The 19,269-nt window shown below is 74.1% G+C and carries 11 protein-coding genes and 1 riboswitch; of the genes, 5 read left to right on the forward strand and 6 right to left on the reverse strand.

Features of this window, described 5'->3' with window-relative positions:
- The first annotated feature begins 14 nt into the window (after positions 1-14).
- Positions 15-145, forward strand: a riboswitch (TPP riboswitch).
- The 3 genes from ACWPWV_RS11105 to ACWPWV_RS11115 all read left to right on the forward strand — a co-directional run bounded on the left by ACWPWV_RS11105 (position 136) and on the right by ACWPWV_RS11115 (position 2,368).
- Positions 136-927 (forward strand): TenA family protein, encoded by a 792-nt coding sequence (locus tag ACWPWV_RS11105; protein ID WP_454043050.1) that lies wholly within the window; start codon positions 136-138, stop codon positions 925-927. (Overlaps the previous riboswitch by 10 nt.)
- Positions 928-999: 72 nt before the next feature.
- Positions 1,000-1,431 (forward strand): helix-turn-helix domain-containing protein, encoded by a 432-nt coding sequence (locus ACWPWV_RS11110; RefSeq protein WP_454043051.1) that lies wholly within the window; start codon positions 1,000-1,002, stop codon positions 1,429-1,431.
- A 118-nt stretch (positions 1,432-1,549) separates the two neighbouring features.
- Positions 1,550-2,368 (forward strand): DUF6882 domain-containing protein, encoded by an 819-nt coding sequence (locus ACWPWV_RS11115; RefSeq protein WP_454043052.1) that lies wholly within the window; start codon positions 1,550-1,552, stop codon positions 2,366-2,368.
- Positions 2,369-2,380: 12 nt separating this feature from the next.
- Here ACWPWV_RS11115 and ACWPWV_RS11120 read toward each other — a convergent pair whose 3' ends face one another.
- From ACWPWV_RS11120 to ACWPWV_RS11135, 4 genes are all read right to left on the reverse strand, one after another.
- Positions 2,381-8,440, reverse strand: a complete 6,060-nt coding sequence (locus ACWPWV_RS11120) for an Ig-like domain-containing protein (protein ID WP_454043053.1) — start codon at positions 8,438-8,440, stop codon at positions 2,381-2,383.
- 166 nt (positions 8,441-8,606) lie between these two features.
- Positions 8,607-8,849, reverse strand: a complete 243-nt coding sequence (locus ACWPWV_RS11125) for a hypothetical protein (RefSeq protein ID WP_454043054.1) — start codon at positions 8,847-8,849, stop codon at positions 8,607-8,609.
- Positions 8,846-9,460: an ArsR/SmtB family transcription factor gene (locus ACWPWV_RS11130; protein ID WP_454043055.1), complete on the reverse strand. Its 615-nt coding sequence runs from the start codon at positions 9,458-9,460 to the stop codon at positions 8,846-8,848. The genes ACWPWV_RS11125 and ACWPWV_RS11130 overlap by 4 nt, the downstream gene beginning before the upstream one ends.
- Before the next feature lie 101 nt (positions 9,461-9,561).
- Entirely contained in the window at positions 9,562-15,654 is a 6,093-nt protein-coding gene (locus ACWPWV_RS11135) for an Ig-like domain-containing protein (protein ID WP_454043056.1), read from the reverse strand.
- A 136-nt stretch (positions 15,655-15,790) separates the two neighbouring features.
- On the opposite strand from ACWPWV_RS11135, the gene ACWPWV_RS11140 reads away from it, so the two are divergent.
- A complete protein-coding gene (locus ACWPWV_RS11140) occupies positions 15,791-16,636 on the forward strand; it encodes an oxygenase MpaB family protein (protein WP_454043057.1) in 846 nt (281 codons plus the stop codon).
- 103 nt (positions 16,637-16,739) lie between these two features.
- Here ACWPWV_RS11140 and ACWPWV_RS11145 read toward each other — a convergent pair whose 3' ends face one another.
- Positions 16,740-17,255, reverse strand: a complete 516-nt coding sequence (locus ACWPWV_RS11145) for a MarR family winged helix-turn-helix transcriptional regulator (protein WP_454043058.1) — start codon at positions 17,253-17,255, stop codon at positions 16,740-16,742.
- Positions 17,256-17,312: 57 nt separating this feature from the next.
- On the opposite strand from ACWPWV_RS11145, the gene ACWPWV_RS11150 reads away from it, so the two are divergent.
- Entirely contained in the window at positions 17,313-18,545 is a 1,233-nt protein-coding gene (locus ACWPWV_RS11150) for an MFS transporter (RefSeq protein ID WP_454043059.1), read from the forward strand.
- A 30-nt stretch (positions 18,546-18,575) separates the two neighbouring features.
- On the opposite strand, the gene ACWPWV_RS11155 is transcribed toward ACWPWV_RS11150, so the two are convergent.
- Positions 18,576-19,163, reverse strand: coding sequence for a MarR family winged helix-turn-helix transcriptional regulator (locus ACWPWV_RS11155; RefSeq protein WP_454043060.1), 588 nt, complete (start codon positions 19,161-19,163; stop codon positions 18,576-18,578).
- Positions 19,164-19,269 lie beyond the last annotated feature (106 nt).

Here is a 19,269-nt window from a genome sequence, read left to right on the forward strand (position 1 = left end):
CTGCTAGGGTGCCGACGAACCACGCGGGGTGTCCCGCCCGGGCGACGAGCTGCGGGCCGAGGGACTGAGACGAGCGGTACGGCCGCTCGGACCCGTCGAACCTGATCTCGCTAGCACGAGCGGAGGAACGTGGGCATGACGACGTCTGCCATCACCACCCTGACCACCCCCGGGCGCACCACGACGGGCACCACCACGAGCACGGCGGGGGGCACCCGTGCCCCCGGCGTCCTCGTCCGGGACGACGAGGACGGCTTCACCGCCGGGCTCGGCCGCCGGTACGCGCACCTGTTCGCCGAGTTCTACGACCACCCCTTCCTCGCCGGGCTCCGCGACGGGAGGGTCGAGCCCGCCGCCGTCCGCCACTACGTGGGTCAGGACCACCAGTACCTCACGGCCTACCTGCGCTGCTACGGCCTGGGCATGGCGCTCGCGCCGGACCGCTCGTGGGCCGCGTTCTTCCACGGCAAGGCGGGGTTCCTGCTCGACGACGAGTCCCACGCCCACCACGCGATGTGCGACTTCCTCGGCGTCCGGTACGAGGACGTGCAGGTGTCGCGGCTGGCACCGAGCGCCCAGGCCTACGTCGACCACATGCTCTCCGCCGGCCGCGACAGCCTGGGCGTGCTGCTCGCGGCGCTGCTCCCGTGCCCGTGGACGTACATCTGGTCGGCGCGACGCTTCTGGCTCGACGAGCGCGCGACGACGCCGGGGGCGATCGCAGCGGACCACCCGCTCGCCGGGTGGTGGGAGTTCTACGCCGCCGAGCGGACCGAGGACGTGCTCGCGGACCTGCGCGCGCGGCTCGACGCCCTCGCCGCCGACGCCGGCGAGGCCGAGCGCGCCCGCATGGAGCACGCGTTCGAGCTGAGCTGCCGGTACGAGACCCGGTTCTGGCAGATGGCGTCCACGCTCGAGGACTGGTGAGCCTTACGCCGACAGCAGATCCGCGCCCCGGCCCGGCGACGCCCGCACCGGGGCGCGGGTAGCGTGACCGGCATGGACGGACGGAAGGTCGCCACGCGGGACGCAGTTGGGCCGCGGCCCGAGGCGCGGCGCGCCGAACCGCTCCTGCGCCAGGTGATGGGCGACATCCTGCGGCGCGCGCGGCTCGCCCAGGGCCGCACGCTCGTCGACGTCTCCACCGCCGCCCGCGTCTCGACGGCGTACCTGTCGGAGGTCGAGCGCGGTCGCAAGGAGGCGTCGTCGGAGGTGCTCGCGGCGGTCTGCGCGGCCCTCGGGATCCGGCTCGTCGACCTCGTCGCGCGGACGGGGGAGGAGCTGCGGCCGGTCGGCCCCGTGCTGGTCCTGTCGTCCGCCGGGGCGCGCACGCCCGCGCACGCCCGGCTGGCCGCGCGTCCGAGGAGCGCCGGACCGGGTCGCCCGGTGACCGGACGCGCCGTCGGTCACCGGACCCTCGCCGTGGCCTGACCCCGGGCGCCTGGGCGCACCTCCGGTCGCGGCGCGTGCGCCCTCCGCCCCGGGGTGGTGCGCCGCCGTCCCGTGTCGCTGCCCGCCCGTGCGCACCGGGCGGCGTTACGTTCGACCCATGACCGAGCCGCCCGTTCTCCAGGATCTCGTCGACGACGTCGCGTTCCTGTCCCACGAGCACCAGCTGCACCTCGCCGACCTCTACGGCGACGACTCGTGGCACGCCGACCTGTCGGCCGGAACGTTCACCTTCACGTCGGCCTCGGGTGCCACCACGGAGTGCCGTCTGCAGCTCGTGGGGACGTCCGCCCCCGGACCGGGGACGTGGATGTGGGGATGGCAGAACGTCAACGGCTTCCCCGACGAGGTGCTCGTGGTGGCCGAGAAAACCCGGGGCACCGGCCTGGCCGAGACCACGACCGCCGAGCTCTCGCTGTCCGAAGGGCTGCCGCACCGGCTCACCCTCGCGGCCAAGGCGACGACCCGGCCGTCCGCGCACTACAGCGCGCCCGTCGACGGCGACGGCAGCGGGACGCGGGCGTGGCTCCTCCTGGAGCACCCGACCCTCGAGCTCCCGGCGCCCGGCCTGCCGCGTGTCGTGCGGACGCTCAGCGAAGGGCTGCTGTCCGCGACCGTGGCCGACCACCGCCGGGCGGTGCTCGCCTACGCGGACGGCCGCGGGCTGGGGGTGGAGCCGGGCGACGACGGGGCGGTGGTGCTCGTCGTCCCGGGTGGTGCGGTGACCGTGACGTTCGACGACTCCGCCCGGATCACGCAGATCCAGGCGACGGCGCGACCCGTCGCCCCGCCCGACGCGGAACCCGCCCCGGGCGACGCGGACCCTGCCCCGGCCGAGGCCGGCACCGAGGACACCGCGCCGGCCGGCGCGCAGCCGAGCACGCCGCCGCGCCGGCGCTGGTTCCGCCGGCACGGGTGAGGCGCTGAGGGATCAGCCCCAGGTCACGCTGCGGGAGTCGCCGAACGCGTTCGTGCGGATCCAGACCTGCGCACCCGGCTGCCCGTAGTGGCACCACATCCCGCTCCGCGGGAAGTTCCCGTTCGCGTCGGTCCGCAGCGGGCGGTTGTTGCGGTCGACGGAGTACGTGCGCGTGCCCTCGAACATGTGGTCGCCGTTGTGGCTCGTCCAGCACGACACCGTGAACGGCGTGTTGGGCTCCGCACCGGAGATCGACAGGTCGACGATCGCGCAGGACGAGTGGGTGCACGTGACGGACGGGTAGTTCGATCCCTTGTACGCCTGGAGGACGGGCGCGGGCCGCTTGTCGGACGTCGCGCTCCGGCAGGTCTGGTTCGCCGCGCCCTCGGTCGGGGTGACGGTCACGCAGATCTCCCGGGTCTCCGAGTAGCCGACGCTCAGCGTCCCGGACCCGGACGCGCTGTTCGAGCGCACGGCACCGGTGACCGACGTGGTGTACGGGCGACCGTTGTCGGACGTCGACCAGCTGTAGGTGATGGCGCGGTCTCCGCCGCTCACCGTCAGCGTCGGCGCGGGGATCGGTCCGTACGGGGTCGCTGTCGCGCTCGAGGCAGGTCCCGGCTCGTCGGCGCCGTCGACGCCGGCGACCGCGCGGACCTGGATCGTCGCCTCGCGGCCGTCGGTGAGGCCGCCGACGACCCTGTTCGCGGCGAGGGCGGCCCAGCCGCCGCCGGCGTTGTACTGGTACCGGATCTCGTCGGCGCGCACGCCGCTGCCGGTCGCGGCGCCGAAGGAGAGCTCGACCTGCCCGTCCGACCCCGTGGCGCGTGCGCTGAGACCCGAGACGGCGCCGGGCGCGGCGAACGCACGGACCGCGTTGGACGCGGGGGAGCTCTCGGCGTCTCCGAACTTGTCGGTGGCCTTGTTGTGCGCCCGGACACGGAACGTGTACCCGGTGGTGTCGGCGGGCAGACCCACGGTCGTGCTCGTCGCACCGCCGCCCGCGGTCACCGTCCGCACGACGGAACCGCCCTGGAGCACGTCGACCGAGTACTGCGAGATCGCCGCACCGTTCGGGTCGGGTGCCGTCCAGGAGACCTCCATCTGCGACGTGGCGCCGATGGACGTGCGCCGCGCGGTGGGCGCGGCGGGCGCGGCGGGCTTGCCCGCGGGGGTCTCGGACGCGGAGGTCTCGCCCCACTCGGACGGGTCGGGTGCGCGGTTCTCGGCCTGGACCTGGACGGTGTAGGCCTGGCCGTTGGTCAGGCCCTCCCAGGTGGTGGTGGTCTCGGTCAGGCACGTCTTGTCGGTCGCGCCGCCGGCGGGGGCCGGGGAGATGCGCAGGTTGACGCACTCGATCGCGGACCGGTCGGTGTAGGTCGCGTTCTTCCACGTGACGGTCAGGGACCCGTCGCCGAACTCGAGGGTGGGTGCGGCGGGCGGGTCGGGCTTCTCGTCCGGGCGCGCGACGGCCGAGGGCGGGGACGCGGGGCCGTCGCCGACGGCGTTCGTCGCGAGCACGGTGAACGTGTACTCGACGTCGTTGGTCAGCCCGTCCAGGGTGCAGGTCGTGGTGCCGCACGCCTTCTCGTACCCGTTCTGGGACCGCACGGTGTAGCCGGTGATGTCCGCGCCGTTGTTGTTCGGCGGGTCCCAGGACAGCACGACCGTCTTGGAGCGGACCTCCTCGACCTGCGGGGTCGGCGGTGCCTCGGGCTTGCCGAGCACGGTGATCTGGATCCGGCCCTCGACCTCCCGGTCGGGGTCCTGCGTCGCGTCCTGGACCCGGTAGCGCACGACCATCACCCCGACGAAGTCCTCGCGCGGGGTGACGGCCACCTGGTCGCCCGCGAGCGACACCGTGCCCTGGCCGGTCTCGACCACCGCGTTGAGGAGCGTGAGCGGGGTGTCGGGGAACGGGTTCGAGTCGTTGTCGAGCACCGGGACCACGGTCTCCTTGCCCTGGTGGGCGTCGGCGACCGCGTCGTCGTTCGCGCGGGCCAGCGGCCGCGTGGACGCCACCACGGTGAGACGGGCCTGCGTCGCCACGGGCGGGTTGTTCTCGTCGGAGACCGTGACGGGGACCTCGACGACGGTGCCCTTCTGCACCTCGGGCGTCGCCTGGGCGCGCAGCGTCGAGCCCTCCACCGAGACGGTGATCCCCTGACCCGGCGCCGACGCCTTGAACGACAGGGCGTCGCCGTCGGGGTCGGTCGCGAACCGCGCGAGGTCGACGGACGCCTCCTCGCCCGCGGCGACCTCGAGGGTCGCGTCGCGCAGCTCCGGCGGCAGGTTCTCCGGCGGCAGGACCGTGATCGGGAGGGTGAGGAGCGCGACGTTGCCCTCGGGGTCGTCCGGGCCCGAGCCGTCGGTGACCTCGACCGTGACCGACGCCGGCCCGTGGTACTCCGGGCTCGGCGTGTAGGTGATCTGCGTGACCGACGTGACCTCGCGGGAGCCCTCCGTGGCCTTGACCGTCTCCTCCGTCGTCAGGCGCGGCGTGCGGCCCTCGACCACCAGCACGTGCTCGGTGATGTCGATGTCAAGCGACTGACCGGCGACGACCTCGAGGGACGTGCCCGGGCGCAGCGTCGGGACCTGGTCGGTCAGGCCGGGGACCCTGACGAACGCCCTCGCGGTGAGCCCGTCGACGTCGGTCACGGCGTAGGTGAGCACCTGACGCTGCTCGGTGAGCGTCACGACGAGGTCGCCGTCCTCGCTCACCGTCGCGGTCTGCGCGTCGGTCGAGACCTCGAGCTCCGTCGCGGCACCGTCGGGGTCCTCGTCGTTGGCCAGCACGGGGACGCTGACCTCGGTCTCGCCGAGGATCTCCTCGACCTGGACCGCGTCGTCACGCGCGACGGGGGGCAGCAGCGGGGCGTCGGCGGCGACGTTCACGGTGATCGCGCCGGTGGCCCGCGCCCCGTAGGTGTCCTGGATGCCGTAGTAGAACGTGTACGCGCCGTCGTCCGGCGGGGACGTGATGACGATGCGGTCGGCGACGACCTCGGCGCCCAGGTCGTGCTCGTCCTCGACGGCGGACGGGACGAGGGCGATCTGGTCGCCGTCCGGGTCGGTGTCGTTGCGCAGCGCCGCGACCGAGACCGTCCGGTCCGGCCGGACGGTGATCTCGTCGTCGACGGCGACCGGCGACTGGTTCGTCTCGGCCGGGCGGGAGATGCCGACCCGCACGGTCCCGGTCGCGGTCGCGCCGCGCGCGTCGAGCACCGAGTACGTGAACGTGTCCAGGCCGGTGGAGCTCTTCGACGCGCTGTACTCGAGGCTCCCGTCGACCACGCGTGCGGTGCCCTTGCTCGGTGCCGAGGCCACCCCCGTGACCTGGACCGAGTCGCCGTCGGGGTCGATCCCGAGGAGAGGGACGTCGACGCGCACGGCCGCGCCGGACAGGACGCGCGCCTCGATGTCGCGAGGCTGGGGCGGCTCGTTGTCCTCGTCGTCGCGGATGCGGATGGTGACCTGGGCGGAGTCCTCCTGCCCGTTGGCGTCGCGCACGCGGTAGATCGCGTGCGCGGTGCCCGCCTCCGAGCCGGCCTTGAACCGGAGGGTGTCCTCGGAGACGAACGCCTCGCCCAGCGCCGGGTCGACGTCCTGCTCCAGCTCGGGCTGCAGGAACAGCTCGAGACCGTCCGGGTGCGTGTCGTTCTTCAGGACGGGGATCGTCACGACGTCGCCCGTGTGCACCACGACCTCGTCGGCGACAGCGTTCGGCGGCTGCAGCTTCGTCGGGGCGGGCACGGCGACGACGCGCACCTGTCCGGTGGACGTCTGCGTCCCGTTGGAGACCGTGTACTCGACGGTCACGGGGCCGTCGAGGCGCCGGATCTCGGTGATGCGCAGCATCTGGTGGGCGAGCACGGCGACCGACACGCCCGCGTCCTCGGGCACGGTGACCGACTGCACGACGAGCACGCCGCCCGCCGGGTCGGTGTCGTTGGCGAGCACGTCGACGAGCGTCGTGCCGCCGGTGGGGAGGAGCGCGGTGTCGGCGACGACGATCGGCGGGCCGCTCGCGGCGTCGGGCGGCAGCACGTCGACGCGGACGAGGCCGGTCGTGACGCCCGGGCCGTCGGTGACCTGGTAGGTGAGGTCGTACGAGCCGGGCTCGTCGGCCGCGAACGCGAAGGTCCCGGCGTCGAGGTTCGGCGTGATGAGCGCCCGGTCGTGCTCCGAGACGGTGGTCAGACGCAGGGCGTCCGAGTTCGGGTCGCTGTCGTTGCGCAGCGGCTCGACGGTGACGGACTGGCCGGCCGGGACGACGACGTGGTCGTTGACGGCGATCGGCGGCTGCTGGCCCGCGACCACGTCGACGAGCAGCTTGCCCTCGGCGATACCGCCCAGGCCGTCGGCCACCGCGAGCGTGACGATCTTGCGGCCGGTCGACCCGCCGCCGTCACGGAGCTCGACCGTCCCGTCGGGTCGTGAGCGGACCTCGTCCCCGGCGACCGTCGCGTCCGCCGACGCGAGGTACAGGTCGTCGCCGTCGGGGTCCTTGAAGAACGGCAGCACCTTGATCGTGGCGGTCCCGCCCTGCGCGACCTTGAGCACCGGGTCGCCCGTCTGCTCGGGGCCCCCGTTCTCGTCCCAGGGGGAGATCTTCAGGGAGACCCCGGCCTCCGCCGTCCCACCGCGACCGTCGGAGACCGTGTACCGGAAGCCGAGCGTGCCCTCGGCGTCCTCGGGCACGACCGCCTGCAGCGCGGCACCCCCGAGGATCTGTTCGACCGTCACGCCGTCCGGTCCGTCGCCCGCCACCGTCGCCGTCATGACGTCGCCGTCGGGGTCGACGTCGTTGGCGAGCACGGGCAGGATGGTCGTGCGCCCCGGACGGGCCCCGAACACGTCGTCCTTCGGCTGCGGCGGCTTGTTCGGCTGCGACCGGTCCGCGATGAACTGGTCCACCTGCTCCGGGTTGGTCAGCTCGGCGTCGGACTCCTCGCCCTCGGCCTCCTCCGGGAGCTGCACGTCCCAGTCGTCGACCTTCTCGTACTCGTCCGCCGCCATCCACAGCGTCCCGGCCGCCAGGTCGTTGAGCACCACGACGTGCCGGTTCACCCGGTACTCCAGGCGCGCCTGCGGGTCCACACCCTCGAGCCGCTTGTCCAGGTCGCGATCGGTGCCCGCGCAGTCCCGGACCACCTGAGCCGTGGACCCCCACGCGCCATAGGTGCAGCCGTCGAGCTGCACGGGCGCCGACGGCGATCCCTGCGCCGCGCGAGTCAGCGCGTCACCGCCGTCCAGCGGCTGGGTGACGAGCCCCGACGAGGTCGCGACGACGACGTCCGCCGAGCCGGCGGACGGCTGCTGCAGCCGCGCGCCCTCGCCGTCGTCGAGGAGGACGGTCTTCCCGCCCGGGAGCACGAGCGTCGACGCCGAGCGGTCCAGGACGACGGGCTCGTCGCCGACGGCGGTCACCGCGAGGTCGGCGCCGGGGCTCACCGGGAGGTTCGCGGTGCCGGGCGCGCCCTGGACGACGCCCTTGTCGGACGTCTCCACGGTCCACAGCGTCCCGGTCGACGGGACCGCGACGAACACCGTGCCGTCGCCCGAGACCGTCAGCGCACCCTCACCGTCCAGCTCGGCGACCGGCTCCGTCTCCTCCGGGTCGAACGCCGTCGCCCCGTCGAACGGCAGCACCCACAGCAGGCCCTCCTCACCGTCGAGCACCGCCGTCGCCGCACCTCCCGACGCCACCTGCGCCCCTGCCGGCAACCGCACCTGCCCGTCCAACGTCAGGTGCGCCACCTCGACCGGCGACGCCGTGCTCGTCCCGTCGTCGTCCAGCAGCACCCGACCCTCGTCCTGCTGCACGTCGAACGACGCCGACCCCGCCACCAGCACGCCGTCGATCGCCTGCGACGCGTAGTTGAACCGACCCAGCTGCCCGGACGACGTCTTCGTCACCCACACACCCGAGTCGTTCAGCTCCACGTCCGCCGTCGCCTCGCCGTCGTACCACAGGGCGAGCCCCACCACGGCGGTCGAGAACACCGACACGGTGCTCACCGACGCCACGGCGCGACGGTTCTCGTTGAGACGTGACAGGAAACCCACGGAACTCCCCCGGTCGGTGGCTCGGCTCGCCTGCACCGGCGGAGCGGGAGGCCGGGGACGGCCACGGTCGGCGTGAACGGCCTGCACGAGCATAGCGTCGCCGCCGCTCGGGCACGCAGGGTCGCGGCGGGGGAGAACTCCCCATCGCCCGCGGACGGGGCGGTGGTCAGCGCAGGAGCAGCGGGTGCTCCTGCGCAGCGTTGTCGCGGAGCCGGTCGAGGTGCTGGACGCCGACCTCGTGGCGAGCGCGGTCCGTCGCCGCGCGAGCCGCGCGCGTCGCGAGCAGGTGCGCACGGGCCTCTGCGCGCCGTCGGCCGACGTCGGTCAGGCGGGTGCCGACCCGGACGAGGAGGCGGTCGAGCCCGTGCAGCTCGGCGGTGCGGGGCAGGCTCGGCGAGTAGGCGCTCACGAGGGGTTCTCCTTGCCGTCGACGAGGGGGAACAGGTTGAAGTGGATCTGGGCCGGGCGCGCCCCGGGCGTCCGCTCCTGGTGGCTGTAGCGCTCGAGCGTCTCGGAGAACCGGTCCCACGCCTCCCCGACCTCGGCCATCTGGTCGGCGGTCAGCCAGGTCGCCGTCGTCGTGAGGCGGGTGACGTCGAGCCACGCGCGGTCGAGCGTCTGCGAGTTCTCCAGGAGCGACTGGATCTTGCGGGCGCGGGCCTTCTCGAACTCGAGAGCGACCGCGAGCGTCGTCGCGATCGCCGCGACGTCGTCCGGGTCCTCGGGGAGCCCGACCCGGAGTCCGCCCGGACGGCGCTCCCACCAGCGTTCGCGGCCCGTGCCGCGCTCGGCGACCTCCTGGATGAAGCCGTGGCGTGCGAGCTGGCGCAGGTGGTAGCTCGTCGACCCGCTGGACTCGCCGACGAGCTCTGCGATCCCGCTCGCGGTGAGCGCGGAGTGCGCGGAGAGCAGGTCGAGGATCTGGATCCGCAAGGGGTGGGCCAGGGCCTTCAGCTGGGCAGGCCCGAGGGACTCCTCGTGCTCCTGGGGCGATGCCGCGGCGCCGTCGTCCGTGCTCATGCCCACGACGCTACGCATCCAAAGGAATCTTTGCAAGACTTTCTTTGCAGAGATTCCTTTGGATCATCGCGGCAGCGCCGGGCTCGGGCGGGTCTCCGGCGTCAGGGTGCAGGCCAGGTCGTCCTCTCGTAGTGCTTCCCGTCGATGACGACCCAGGCCTGAGCCAGCCCGCCGTTGACGTAGGCGTTGCCGAGCACGCACGGCAGGTCGACCCAGCCGCCGGCGTTGAGCGTCGCGGAGTAGGACCGGCCCGGGCGGACGATGTTGTGGTCGGTGCCGTTCGCGTTGCTCCAGCACTCGAACGTGTGCGAACCCGACGGGAAGTCCGCGTTCGCGTGCACGCGGAACTGCGTGCACATGTAGCCGGAGCAGCCGGCGACGTTGCTCTGCGGCCCGCGGACCACCCACGCCCGCGGGTTCGGCGGCGGGGGCGGCGCGTCGGTCGCGCCGGACGCCGAGACGTACCCCGAGCAACCGGCGGCGTTGCACGCGCGCGCCTGCACGGTGTAGCTGCGCGAGTACCCGCCCGCGAGGTCGACGCGCCCGGTCCCGGTCCCGCTCCTGCTCTCCGAGCCGGACAGCGACCACTCGACGCGCGCGGCGTTGCCTCCGTCGGAGCTCGGCCCGCTCACGGTGAAGTAGCCGTCCGTCGCCGACGTCTTCGTCCACGAGACCCCGGGCGTGCTGGGCGTCGTGTACGGCGTGACGGAACCGGACCGGCCGGTCCACGCGGAGCACCCGGCGGCGTTGCACGCCTGGACGTCGAACGTGTAGGGCTGCCCGTTCGTCAGACCGGTGAAGGTGGAGGTCGTGGCGGTCGTCTGGATGCTCCTGCCACCGCTGCCGTTCGCGCGCACCGTGTACGTCACCGCGTCGCCGTTGGCGTCCGCCGCCCCGAAGGTCACGCGCGCCTTCCCGTTCGTGTCCCCGGGGATCAGCGCCGCCGAGGGCGTTCCCGGTGCGCCGGGCCTGCCGTAGGGGATCACCCCGGCCGACGCGGCGCTCGTCGCGCCCTTGCCGGCCTTGTTCTCCGCGGTGACCGTAAAGGTGTACGACGACTCGTTGTCGAGGCCCGTCGCCGAGTACGAGGTCTTCCCGGTGACGGGCACGGCGGCACCGTCGGGGGAGCCGTTGCGGAAGCGCTGCACGTGGTAGGCCTTGACGGCGTCACCGTTCTCGAAGGGCGTGCTCCACGTCAGGCCGATCACACCGCCGTTGACGGCGCTGCTCGTGCGCGTGGCGCTCGGCGCGGCCGGGGCGTCCGGGACGCCGGCCGGGACCTCGGGGTCCGAGGCGGCGCCCCACTCCGACGGGTCCGGGGCCTCGTTGACCGCCTGGACGGTGACCGTGTAGGGCACGCCGTTGTCGAGCCCCGACCACACGGTCTCGGTACCCGCGACGCACGACTTGCGGAACACGCCGTCGTCCGGGGCGGGGACGATCTCGAGGTTGACGCACCGGATGGGGGAGCGGTCGGTGTAGGTGGCGTTCTCCCACCGGACCGTGAGCGACTCGTCGCCGAAGGTCAGGGTCGGCGCCGCCGGCGGGTCCGGCTTCTCGTCCGGTCGAGCAGGGGGTGACGGGGGCGACGCCGGCGAGGGGCCGACGGCGTTCTCCGCGACGACCGTGAACGTGTACTCGACGTCGTTCGTCAGCCCGTCGAGGGTGCAGGTCGTCGTCGCGCACTCCTTCTCGTACCCGTTCTGCGACGTCACGGCGTACCCCGTGATCTCCGCACCGTTGTTGCTCGGCGGGTCCCACGACAGCACCACGGTCTCGGAGCGGACCTCCTCGACCTGCGGCGCGGTCGGCGCCTCGGGCCTGCCGAGGACGGTGACCGTGACGCTGCCCTCGACCTGCCGCTCGGGGTCCTGGGTCGCGTCCTGGACGCGGTAGCGCACGACGAGGACGCCGACGAAGGACTCGTCCGGTGTCACGAGGACCTCGTCACCGGCGATCTGGGCCGCCCCGTCGCCCGTGTCGACCGCGGCGCCGAGGAGCTCGAGCGGCCCGGCCTCCTCGAACGGGTTCTTGTCGTTGCGCAGCACGGGGACCGAGATCTCCACCCCCTGGTGCGCGTCCTCGACGACGTCGTCGACGAGCGTCGCGAGCGGACGGGTCGACGCGACGACGGTCACGGCGAGCTCGCCGTCGACGCCGGGGTTCTCGCCGTCGCGGACCTGGACGGGCACCGCGAGCGTCGTGCCGCGCTCGACGTCGGCGGAGGCGCGGACGGTGACGGTGGACCCCTCGACGGTCGTCGTGAGGCCGGGGGCCGACCCGGTGACCGCGAACGTGAGCGGGTCCTCGTCCGGGTCGGTCGCGAACCGGGCGAGGTCGATCGACGTCTCCTCGCCCGCCGCGACGTCGACCGTCGGCGTGCCGAGCACGGGCGGCAGGTTCTCCGGCGGGAGCACCCGGATCGGCAGGGTCAGGACGGCCGTCGCGCCGTCGGGGTCGTCCGGCCCGGTGCCGTCCGTGACCTCGAAGGTGACCCCGGCCGCCCCGGCGTACTCGGCGCGCGACGTGTAGACGATCGTCGTCGCGTCCGTCACCTCGCGCGTCCCCTCGAACGCGGTGACCGCCGACTCCTCCGTGAGGCGCGGGGTCCGGCCCTCGGCGACGACGACGTAGTCGGCGACGTCGATCGTGAGCGGCTCGCCGCTGAGGACCTCGAGCGGGGTGATGCCGGGGCGCAGGACGGGACGTCGGACCGGCTCCTCCGCCGTACCCAGACCCGGCACGCGCACGAACGCGCGCGTGCTGAGCCCGTCGACGTCGGTCGCGGAGTACGTGACCACCTGGGCGCGGGTCGTCAGCGGGACGGTGAGCACACCGTCCTCGTCGACGGCGACGTCCTCGTCCGCGACCTCGACGGTGAGGGCCTGGGCGGTGCCGTCGGGGTCCACGTCGTTCTCGAGCACGGCGACGTCGACGCTCTCCCGCCCGAGCACGGCCTCGAGCGGGACGACGTCGTCGTGCGCGACGGGCGGCAGCAGGGGAGCGTCCTGGCGCACGACGACCGTCACGGCCGCCGAGGCCCGCGCGCCGAAGGTGTCCTGGACGGCGTAGTAGAAGGTCGAGGTCCCGTCGTCGGACGGGGTCGTGACGACGACACGGTCGCCCACGACCTCGGCGGGCAGCTCGAGCGCGCCCTCGACCTCCGACGCGACGAGCGACAGCCGGTCGCCGTCGGGGTCGCTGTCGTTGTCGAGCACGTCGACGGCGACGGTGCGCCCGGGGCGGACCGTGACCTCGTCGTCGACGGCCACCGGCGGCTGGTTCGTCGCGGCCGGGACCGAGATCCCGACGCGCACGGTGCCGGTCGCCGTCGCTCCGCGTGCGTCGACCACCGCGTAGGTGAACGTGTCGGTGCCGACGGCCGTCGCCGCCGCGGTGTACTCGAGGTAGCCGTCGACGAGCTCGGCGGACCCCTTGCCCGGCGGTGACGCGACGCCCGAGAGGGTCACCCAGTCGCCGTCGGGGTCGACGCCGCCGAGCGGGACCGCGATCCGGACGGTCGTCCCGCTGAGCACGCGCGCGACCACCTCGGGCGGGCGCGGGGCGGCGTTGTCCTCGTCGGCGCGCACGCGGATCGTCACCTGGGCGGAGTCCTCCTGGCCGTTGACGTCGCGGACGCGGTAGATCGCGTACGTCGTGCCGGCCTCGGTGCCGGCGCGGAACCGGACGAGGTCCTCGGAGACGAACGCCTCCCCGACGGCCGGGTCGACGTCCTGCTCGAGCTCCGTCTGGAGCGTCAGCTCGAGCTGGTCGGGGTGCACGTCGTTGCGGAGCACCGGGACGTCGACGACGTCCCCCGCCTGGACCGTCACCTCGTCGGGCAGCGCCGTGGGCGGGCGCAGCTCGACCGGCGGCGGGACGGGCACGACGCTCACCTCGCCCACCGCCGTCCGGGTGCCGTTGGACGCCGTGTAGCGGAACGTCACGGGCTCCGCCTGGCGGCGCACCTCGGTGACGCGCAGCACCTGGTGCGCCAGGACGGCGACGGAGATCCCCGAGCCGTCCGGCACCTCGACGGACTGGACGACGAGCACGCCGCCGGCGGGGTCGCTGTCGTTCGCGAGCACGTCGACGAGGGTCGAGCCGTCGGCGGGGAGCAGGGCGCGGTCGGACACCACGACGGGCGGGGCGTCGTCGTCGGCCGGGGCGACGACGTCCACGCGCACGAGGCCCGTCGTGACGGACTGGCCGTCGCTCACGTCGTACGTCAGGTCGTAGGACCGCGCCTCGGTCGAGCGGACGTCGAACGTCCCGGCCTCGAAGCTCGGCGTGATCTCCGCGGGCGCCTGCTCGGCGACCCCGACGAGGCGCAGGGCGTCGCCGTCCGGGTCGGAGTCGTTGCGCAGCGGCGAGACCGTGACGGTCTCGCCGACCGGGACGACCACGTGGTCGTTGACGGCGGTCGGGGGCTGGTCTGCGGGGACCGAGTCGACGAGCAGGCGGCCCTCGGCGGTGACGCGACCGTCGGACACGAGCAGCTCGACGATCTTGCGTCCCGGTGACGCGCCGGCGTCGCGGTACTCGACGGTGCCGTCGGGCAGGGTGCGGACCTCGTCGCCGGCGCCCGACGTGCTCGCCGAGGACAGGAAGAGCTCGTCGCCCTCGGGGTCGCGGAAGTAGGGGAGGACCTTGATCGTCGCCGCACCGCCCTGCACGACCTTCAGCACGGGTTCACCGGTCTGCGCCGGCGGCTCGTTGACGTCCCAGCCGAAGACCTCGAGCGTCACGTCGGCCTCGGCGGTCCCGCCCGCCCGGCCGTCGCTCACCCGGTACGTGAACGACGACCGTCCCGCGGCGTCCGCGGGGACCGTCGCCTGGAGCGCCGCGCCGCCCAGCACCGGCTGCACGAGGACGCCGTCCGGGCCGGCGCCGGCGACCGCCGCCGTCATGACGTCGCCGTCGGGGTCGACGTCGTTCGCGAGCACGGGCAGGATCGTCGTGCGTCCCGGGCGCACGCCGAGGAGGTCGTCGTTCGGCAGCGGCGGCCGGTTGGGCTTCGACCGGTCGGCGAGGACCTGGTCGACCTGCTCCGGCGCGCTCTCCTCGCTCTCGGACTCCTCGCCCTCGGCGTCCTGCGGCTTCACCTGGTCCCAGTCGTCGACGACCTCGAACTCGTCAGCGGCCATCCAGAGCGTGCCTGCCGCCAGGTCGTTGAGCACGATCGCGTGCCGGTTCACCCGGTACTGCAGCGTCGCGCGCGCGTCGACGCCCTCGAGCGAGCGCTGCAGGTCCCGCCCGGTCCCGTCGCAGTCGCGCACGACCTCCCCGGAGGAGGACCACGCGCCGTAGGTGCACCCGTCGAGCTGGACGGGCGGCGCCGGGACGCCGCTCGCCCGCCGGACCACGGCGTCGCCACCGCGCAGAGGCTGGGTGACGAGCCCGGTGGCCGTCGCGAGGACGACCGCGTCCGACGGCGCGGAGGGCTGCTGGAGCCGCGCCTCGGAACCGTCGGGCACGTCCACCACGCTGCCCGACGGCAGCACGAGCGTGGAGGCGGACCGGTCGAGGATGACGGGCCGGTCGCCGACGGTCGTCAGCTCGACGTCGGCACCGGTGGCGACCGCGAGGGCCGACGACGTCGGCTCCCCGGGCGCACCGTCCGTGCCGCTGCGGACCTCGTGCAGCGCGCCCTCGGACGGGTCTGCCACGAAGACCGTGCCGTCGGCGGAGACGGCGAGCGTGGCGCCGTCCCCGACGGTGGCGACCGGCTCGGTCTTCTCCGGGTCGAGGCCGGTCGCGGCGTCGAACGGCATGACCCAGAGCGTGCCCTCGTCGGTGTCGAGGACGGCGACGGTGCCGCCGCCCGACCGGACCTGGGACCCCGCGGGGGCGCGCACGGTGCCGTCGAGCACGAGGTGGGCGACGTCCACGGGGCTCGCGGCGGACGTCGCGAGGTCCTCGACCAGCACCCGGCCCGCCTGCTGCTGGACGTCGAACGACGTGCTCCCGGAGAGCAGCGAGCCGTCGAGGGCCTGCGACTCGGCGTTGAACCGGCCGACGAGGCCCGTGGACGTCTTCGTCACCCACACGCCCGAGTCGTTGAGGTCGACCTCGGCCGAGGCCTCGCCCTCGGACAGCGCGGCGACGGTGACGAGCGTCGTCGCGAAGAGGGCCACGACGGTCGCCGAGGCGACGGTCCGACGGTTCGCCGCGACACGCGACCTGATTCCCACGACGTCCTCCGAGCACGTCCGGGCCCACCTGCCGGCGGGTCCGGAGGCGCACCCACGGGCGCGCCCGCGAGCACAGGATAGGGCGGCGAGCGCGCCGTGGGCGTGCGTGCCCGTGCCACGGTGGGACGATCGGGACATGATGGACGCCCTTTCACCCGTCCGTCGCTCCGCGGGCGAGGCGATCCTCGCGCGGGTCGCCGGCCCGGACGCAGCGGCGACCCGAGCGCGCATCCACCACACGCCCGGTCCGCGGTGGTTCGAGGAGGGCTCGCCGGTCCGGCGCGTCCACGGCGACGCCTCGATGTTCGTGGGTGGCCTGCGCGCGCTGCTGCTGCAGAGCCTGCACCCCCTCGCGATGGCGGGAGTCGCCGCGCACTCGGGGTACCGCGGGGACCCGTGGGGGCGTCTCCAGCGCACCTCGACGTTCCTCGCGACGACGACCTTCGGTACCGCGACCGACGCGCAGGGCGCCGTCGACGCCGTGCGCGCGGTGCACCACCGCGTCCGCGGGACGACCCCGGACGGGCGCCGGTACGCGGCCGGCGACCCGCACCTGCTGCGGTGGGTGCACGTCGCCGAGACCGAGAGCTTCCTGGTCGCGCACCAGCTGTTCGGTGCGGACCCGCTCGACCGTGCGGGGTGCGACGAGTACGTGGCCCGGGCGGGCGACGTCGGCCGCCGGCTCGGGGTCGAGGACGTGCCGCTCTCCTGGGTCGAGCTGGAGGCGTCGATCGCCGCGTACCGGCCGGAGCTGGCCGTGACGCCGGCCGCGCTCGACGCGGCGCGCTTCCTCCTCGTGGAGCCGCCGCTGCCCGCCGTGGTGCGGCCGGTCTACGCGGGGCTCGCCGCAGCCGCCCGCGCGTCGCTGCCGCCGTGGGCGAGGGAGGACCTTCCGCCCGTGCGGCTCGTGCCGCCGGCTCTCGCCGGTCCGGCGGGCGCGCTCGTCACGCGGGCCATCCGGTGGGCGCTCCCCACACCCTGAGCGTCGCGCGCACGTCGAGCCCCGCGCACGTCGAGCCCTCGCGCAGTCCTGCGCTCGCACCGGTCGATCCCGGCGTGCACGTCCTGGTCAGCCGGCGTCGCGCTCAGCCGGCGTCGCGGCGTCGGCGGAAGTCGTCGAGGTCGGCGTTGAGGCGCGCGAGGAGCTCGGCGAGCAGCGACCGGTCGAGCCGTGACCAGCGCGCCAGCACGTCGGCGTACAGGGCCGCGCGGGTGTCCCGGTGCCGCGCGAGCTCCTCGAGGCCCTGCGCGGTCGGCTCGACGAGCACCGCCCGGCCGTCGTGCGGGTCGCGCACGCGCCGGACGCGGTCCGCACGGTCGAGCGAGACGACCTGGCGGGTCACCGTCGAGGCGTCGAGGCCGAGCCGGGCGGCGAGCGCGTTGACGTTCTGCGGGCCGTGCGTGGCGAGGGTCTGCAGGAGCAGGTAGCCCGACCGGTCGAGCGTGCCGGTGCGCGCACCCCCCCGAGCGGTCCCGGGCGCCCCCGACGCCGAGGTGCGCTCGGCCCGGCGCAGCAGCTGGGCCACCTCGAGCTCGATCGCGGCGACGACGTCCCGTGCGGCGTCGTCCCCCGCCGGGTCGTTTCCTCGGGAAACAGTCATAGGTGTATCCTACAGGAAAGTACCTGCTAGATACAGATAAAAGAGAGCGAGCACCACGTGGCCTCGACACGCGACGAGCCGAACCGCACCGCCATCTACGCGACCGCCCTGACCGCGTTCTTCGCCATCGCGGGGATCGCCGTCGTGGACCCGATCCTGCCCGTCATCGGCGCGGAGATCGGGGCCTCGACCTGGCAGATCGAGCTGCTCTTCACCGCGTACATCGCGGTCATGGCGCTCGGGATGATCCCGGCCGTCCTGGCGACCGGACGCTTCGGGTACAAGAAGATCCTCGTCGCGGGCGTCTCGCTCGTCGCCGTCGCGGCGGTGCTCGCCGCGCTCAGCACGACGATCGGCCAGCTCGCCGCCCTGCGCGGTCTCTGGGGACTCGGCAACGCGATGTTCTTCGCGACCGCGATGGTCCTGCTCGTCTCGCTCGCGAACGACCGCGAGTGGGTCGTCGCGCTGTTCGAGACGTGCGTGGGGCTCGGGTTCGCCGTCGGGCCGCTGCTCGGCGGCCTGCTCGGCGGCATCTCGTGGCGCGTGCCGTTCCTCGTGTGCGGCGTCTTCATGGTCGTCGCGCTGCTCGTCTCGGTCACGAGGCTCCAGGACCCCGCGCAGCGCCCCGCACCGCTCCGCGTGGGCCAGGTGTTCCGGCTCTTCCGGAGACCCGGCTTCCTCGCCCTGTCCGCGGTCACCGCGGCGTACAACTTCTGCTTCTTCGTGGTGCTCGGCTACACGCCCGTGTTCCTCGGCCTCGACGTGATCCCGCTCGGCCTCGTGTTCACGGCGTGGGGCGTCGGCCTCGCGGTCGGCATCCTCGTCGTCGGCCACCGCCTCGCGCACCGCGTCGGTGCCGTGCAGACGCTCGGGATCGCCGTCGTAGGGGTGCTCGCGGCGCTCGTGCTCCTCGCGCTCGACCTCGGCACCGCCGGGTCGGTCGTGGTGCTCGTCCTCGCGGGCGTGTGCATGGGTATCGCGAACGCCAACCTCACCGACCTGTCCCTCGCGCTCGGGGACCCCGACCGGCGCGTGACGACCGGCGCGTTCAACCTCGTGCGCTGGGGCTTCGCCGCTCCCGCGCCCGTCATCGCCGGTCTGCTGCACCCCGTCTCGCCGACGGCGCCGTTCTGGGTCGGCGCGGGCGTGCTCGTCCTCGGCGTCGTCGTGTTCCTCGCGACGGCGCACCGCATGGCCGGTGAGCTCGGGGAACGCGTCCTGTGGTCGCGCTGGGACCGGAAGGCGCGTGCCGTCGAGGGGACGCCGGAGGAGGCGCTCGGCGAGGTCTGACGAGCCCGCGCGCCGGGGCCGCGGTCGCGGTCAGGCGGAGGGGTCCGCGTCGCCGGGGCGCGCGCGTGCCTCCTCGCGCGCGGCGTCGGCCAGCGCGACGATCCCGCGCACGAGCGCGCGCAGGTCGTCGAGGTCGAGTCGCTCCAGCAGGTGCTGCGTCGGCTCCTCCCGGGCCGCGAGGCGCCGGACCGCGTCCGCCCCGCGACGCGTCGCCGCGACGAGGCGGACGCGCCCGTCGGTCGGGTCGGGACGGCGCTCGGCCATCTCGGCCGCGACGAGACGGTCGACGATGCCCGAGACCGTCGCCGCCGTGACGCCCAGGACCTCGGCGAGACGATGGGCGCCGGACGGGCCGTCGACCTGCAGGACCGCGAGCGCGCGCAGCTGCTGCACCGTGAGCGGGGTCGTGAGGATGGGCTCGAGGCGCTGCGCGAGGAAGATCTCGCTGAGCACGTTCCCGGCCTCCTCGACACGGCCGACGAGCCGACGGCGCTCGTCGTCCTGCTCGTCGTGCTCGTCGGGACGCACCGCGGGGCGGTCGCCCTGCCGCTCGCCGTGCCGCTCTCTCTGCCACTCTCTCTGCCGCTCGCCCGGGCGGTCGTCGTGCTGCTCTCCCACGCCGTGACCGTACCCGGGACCGACCGCAGATGCTTAGCGTTAGGCTAACGACCGACGACGGCGTCGACGTCCTTCTCCTCCGATTCTTCCTCGCTGCCTGGAGGCA

The sequence above is a fragment of the Cellulosimicrobium sp. Marseille-Q8652 genome, from assembly GCF_965112045.1.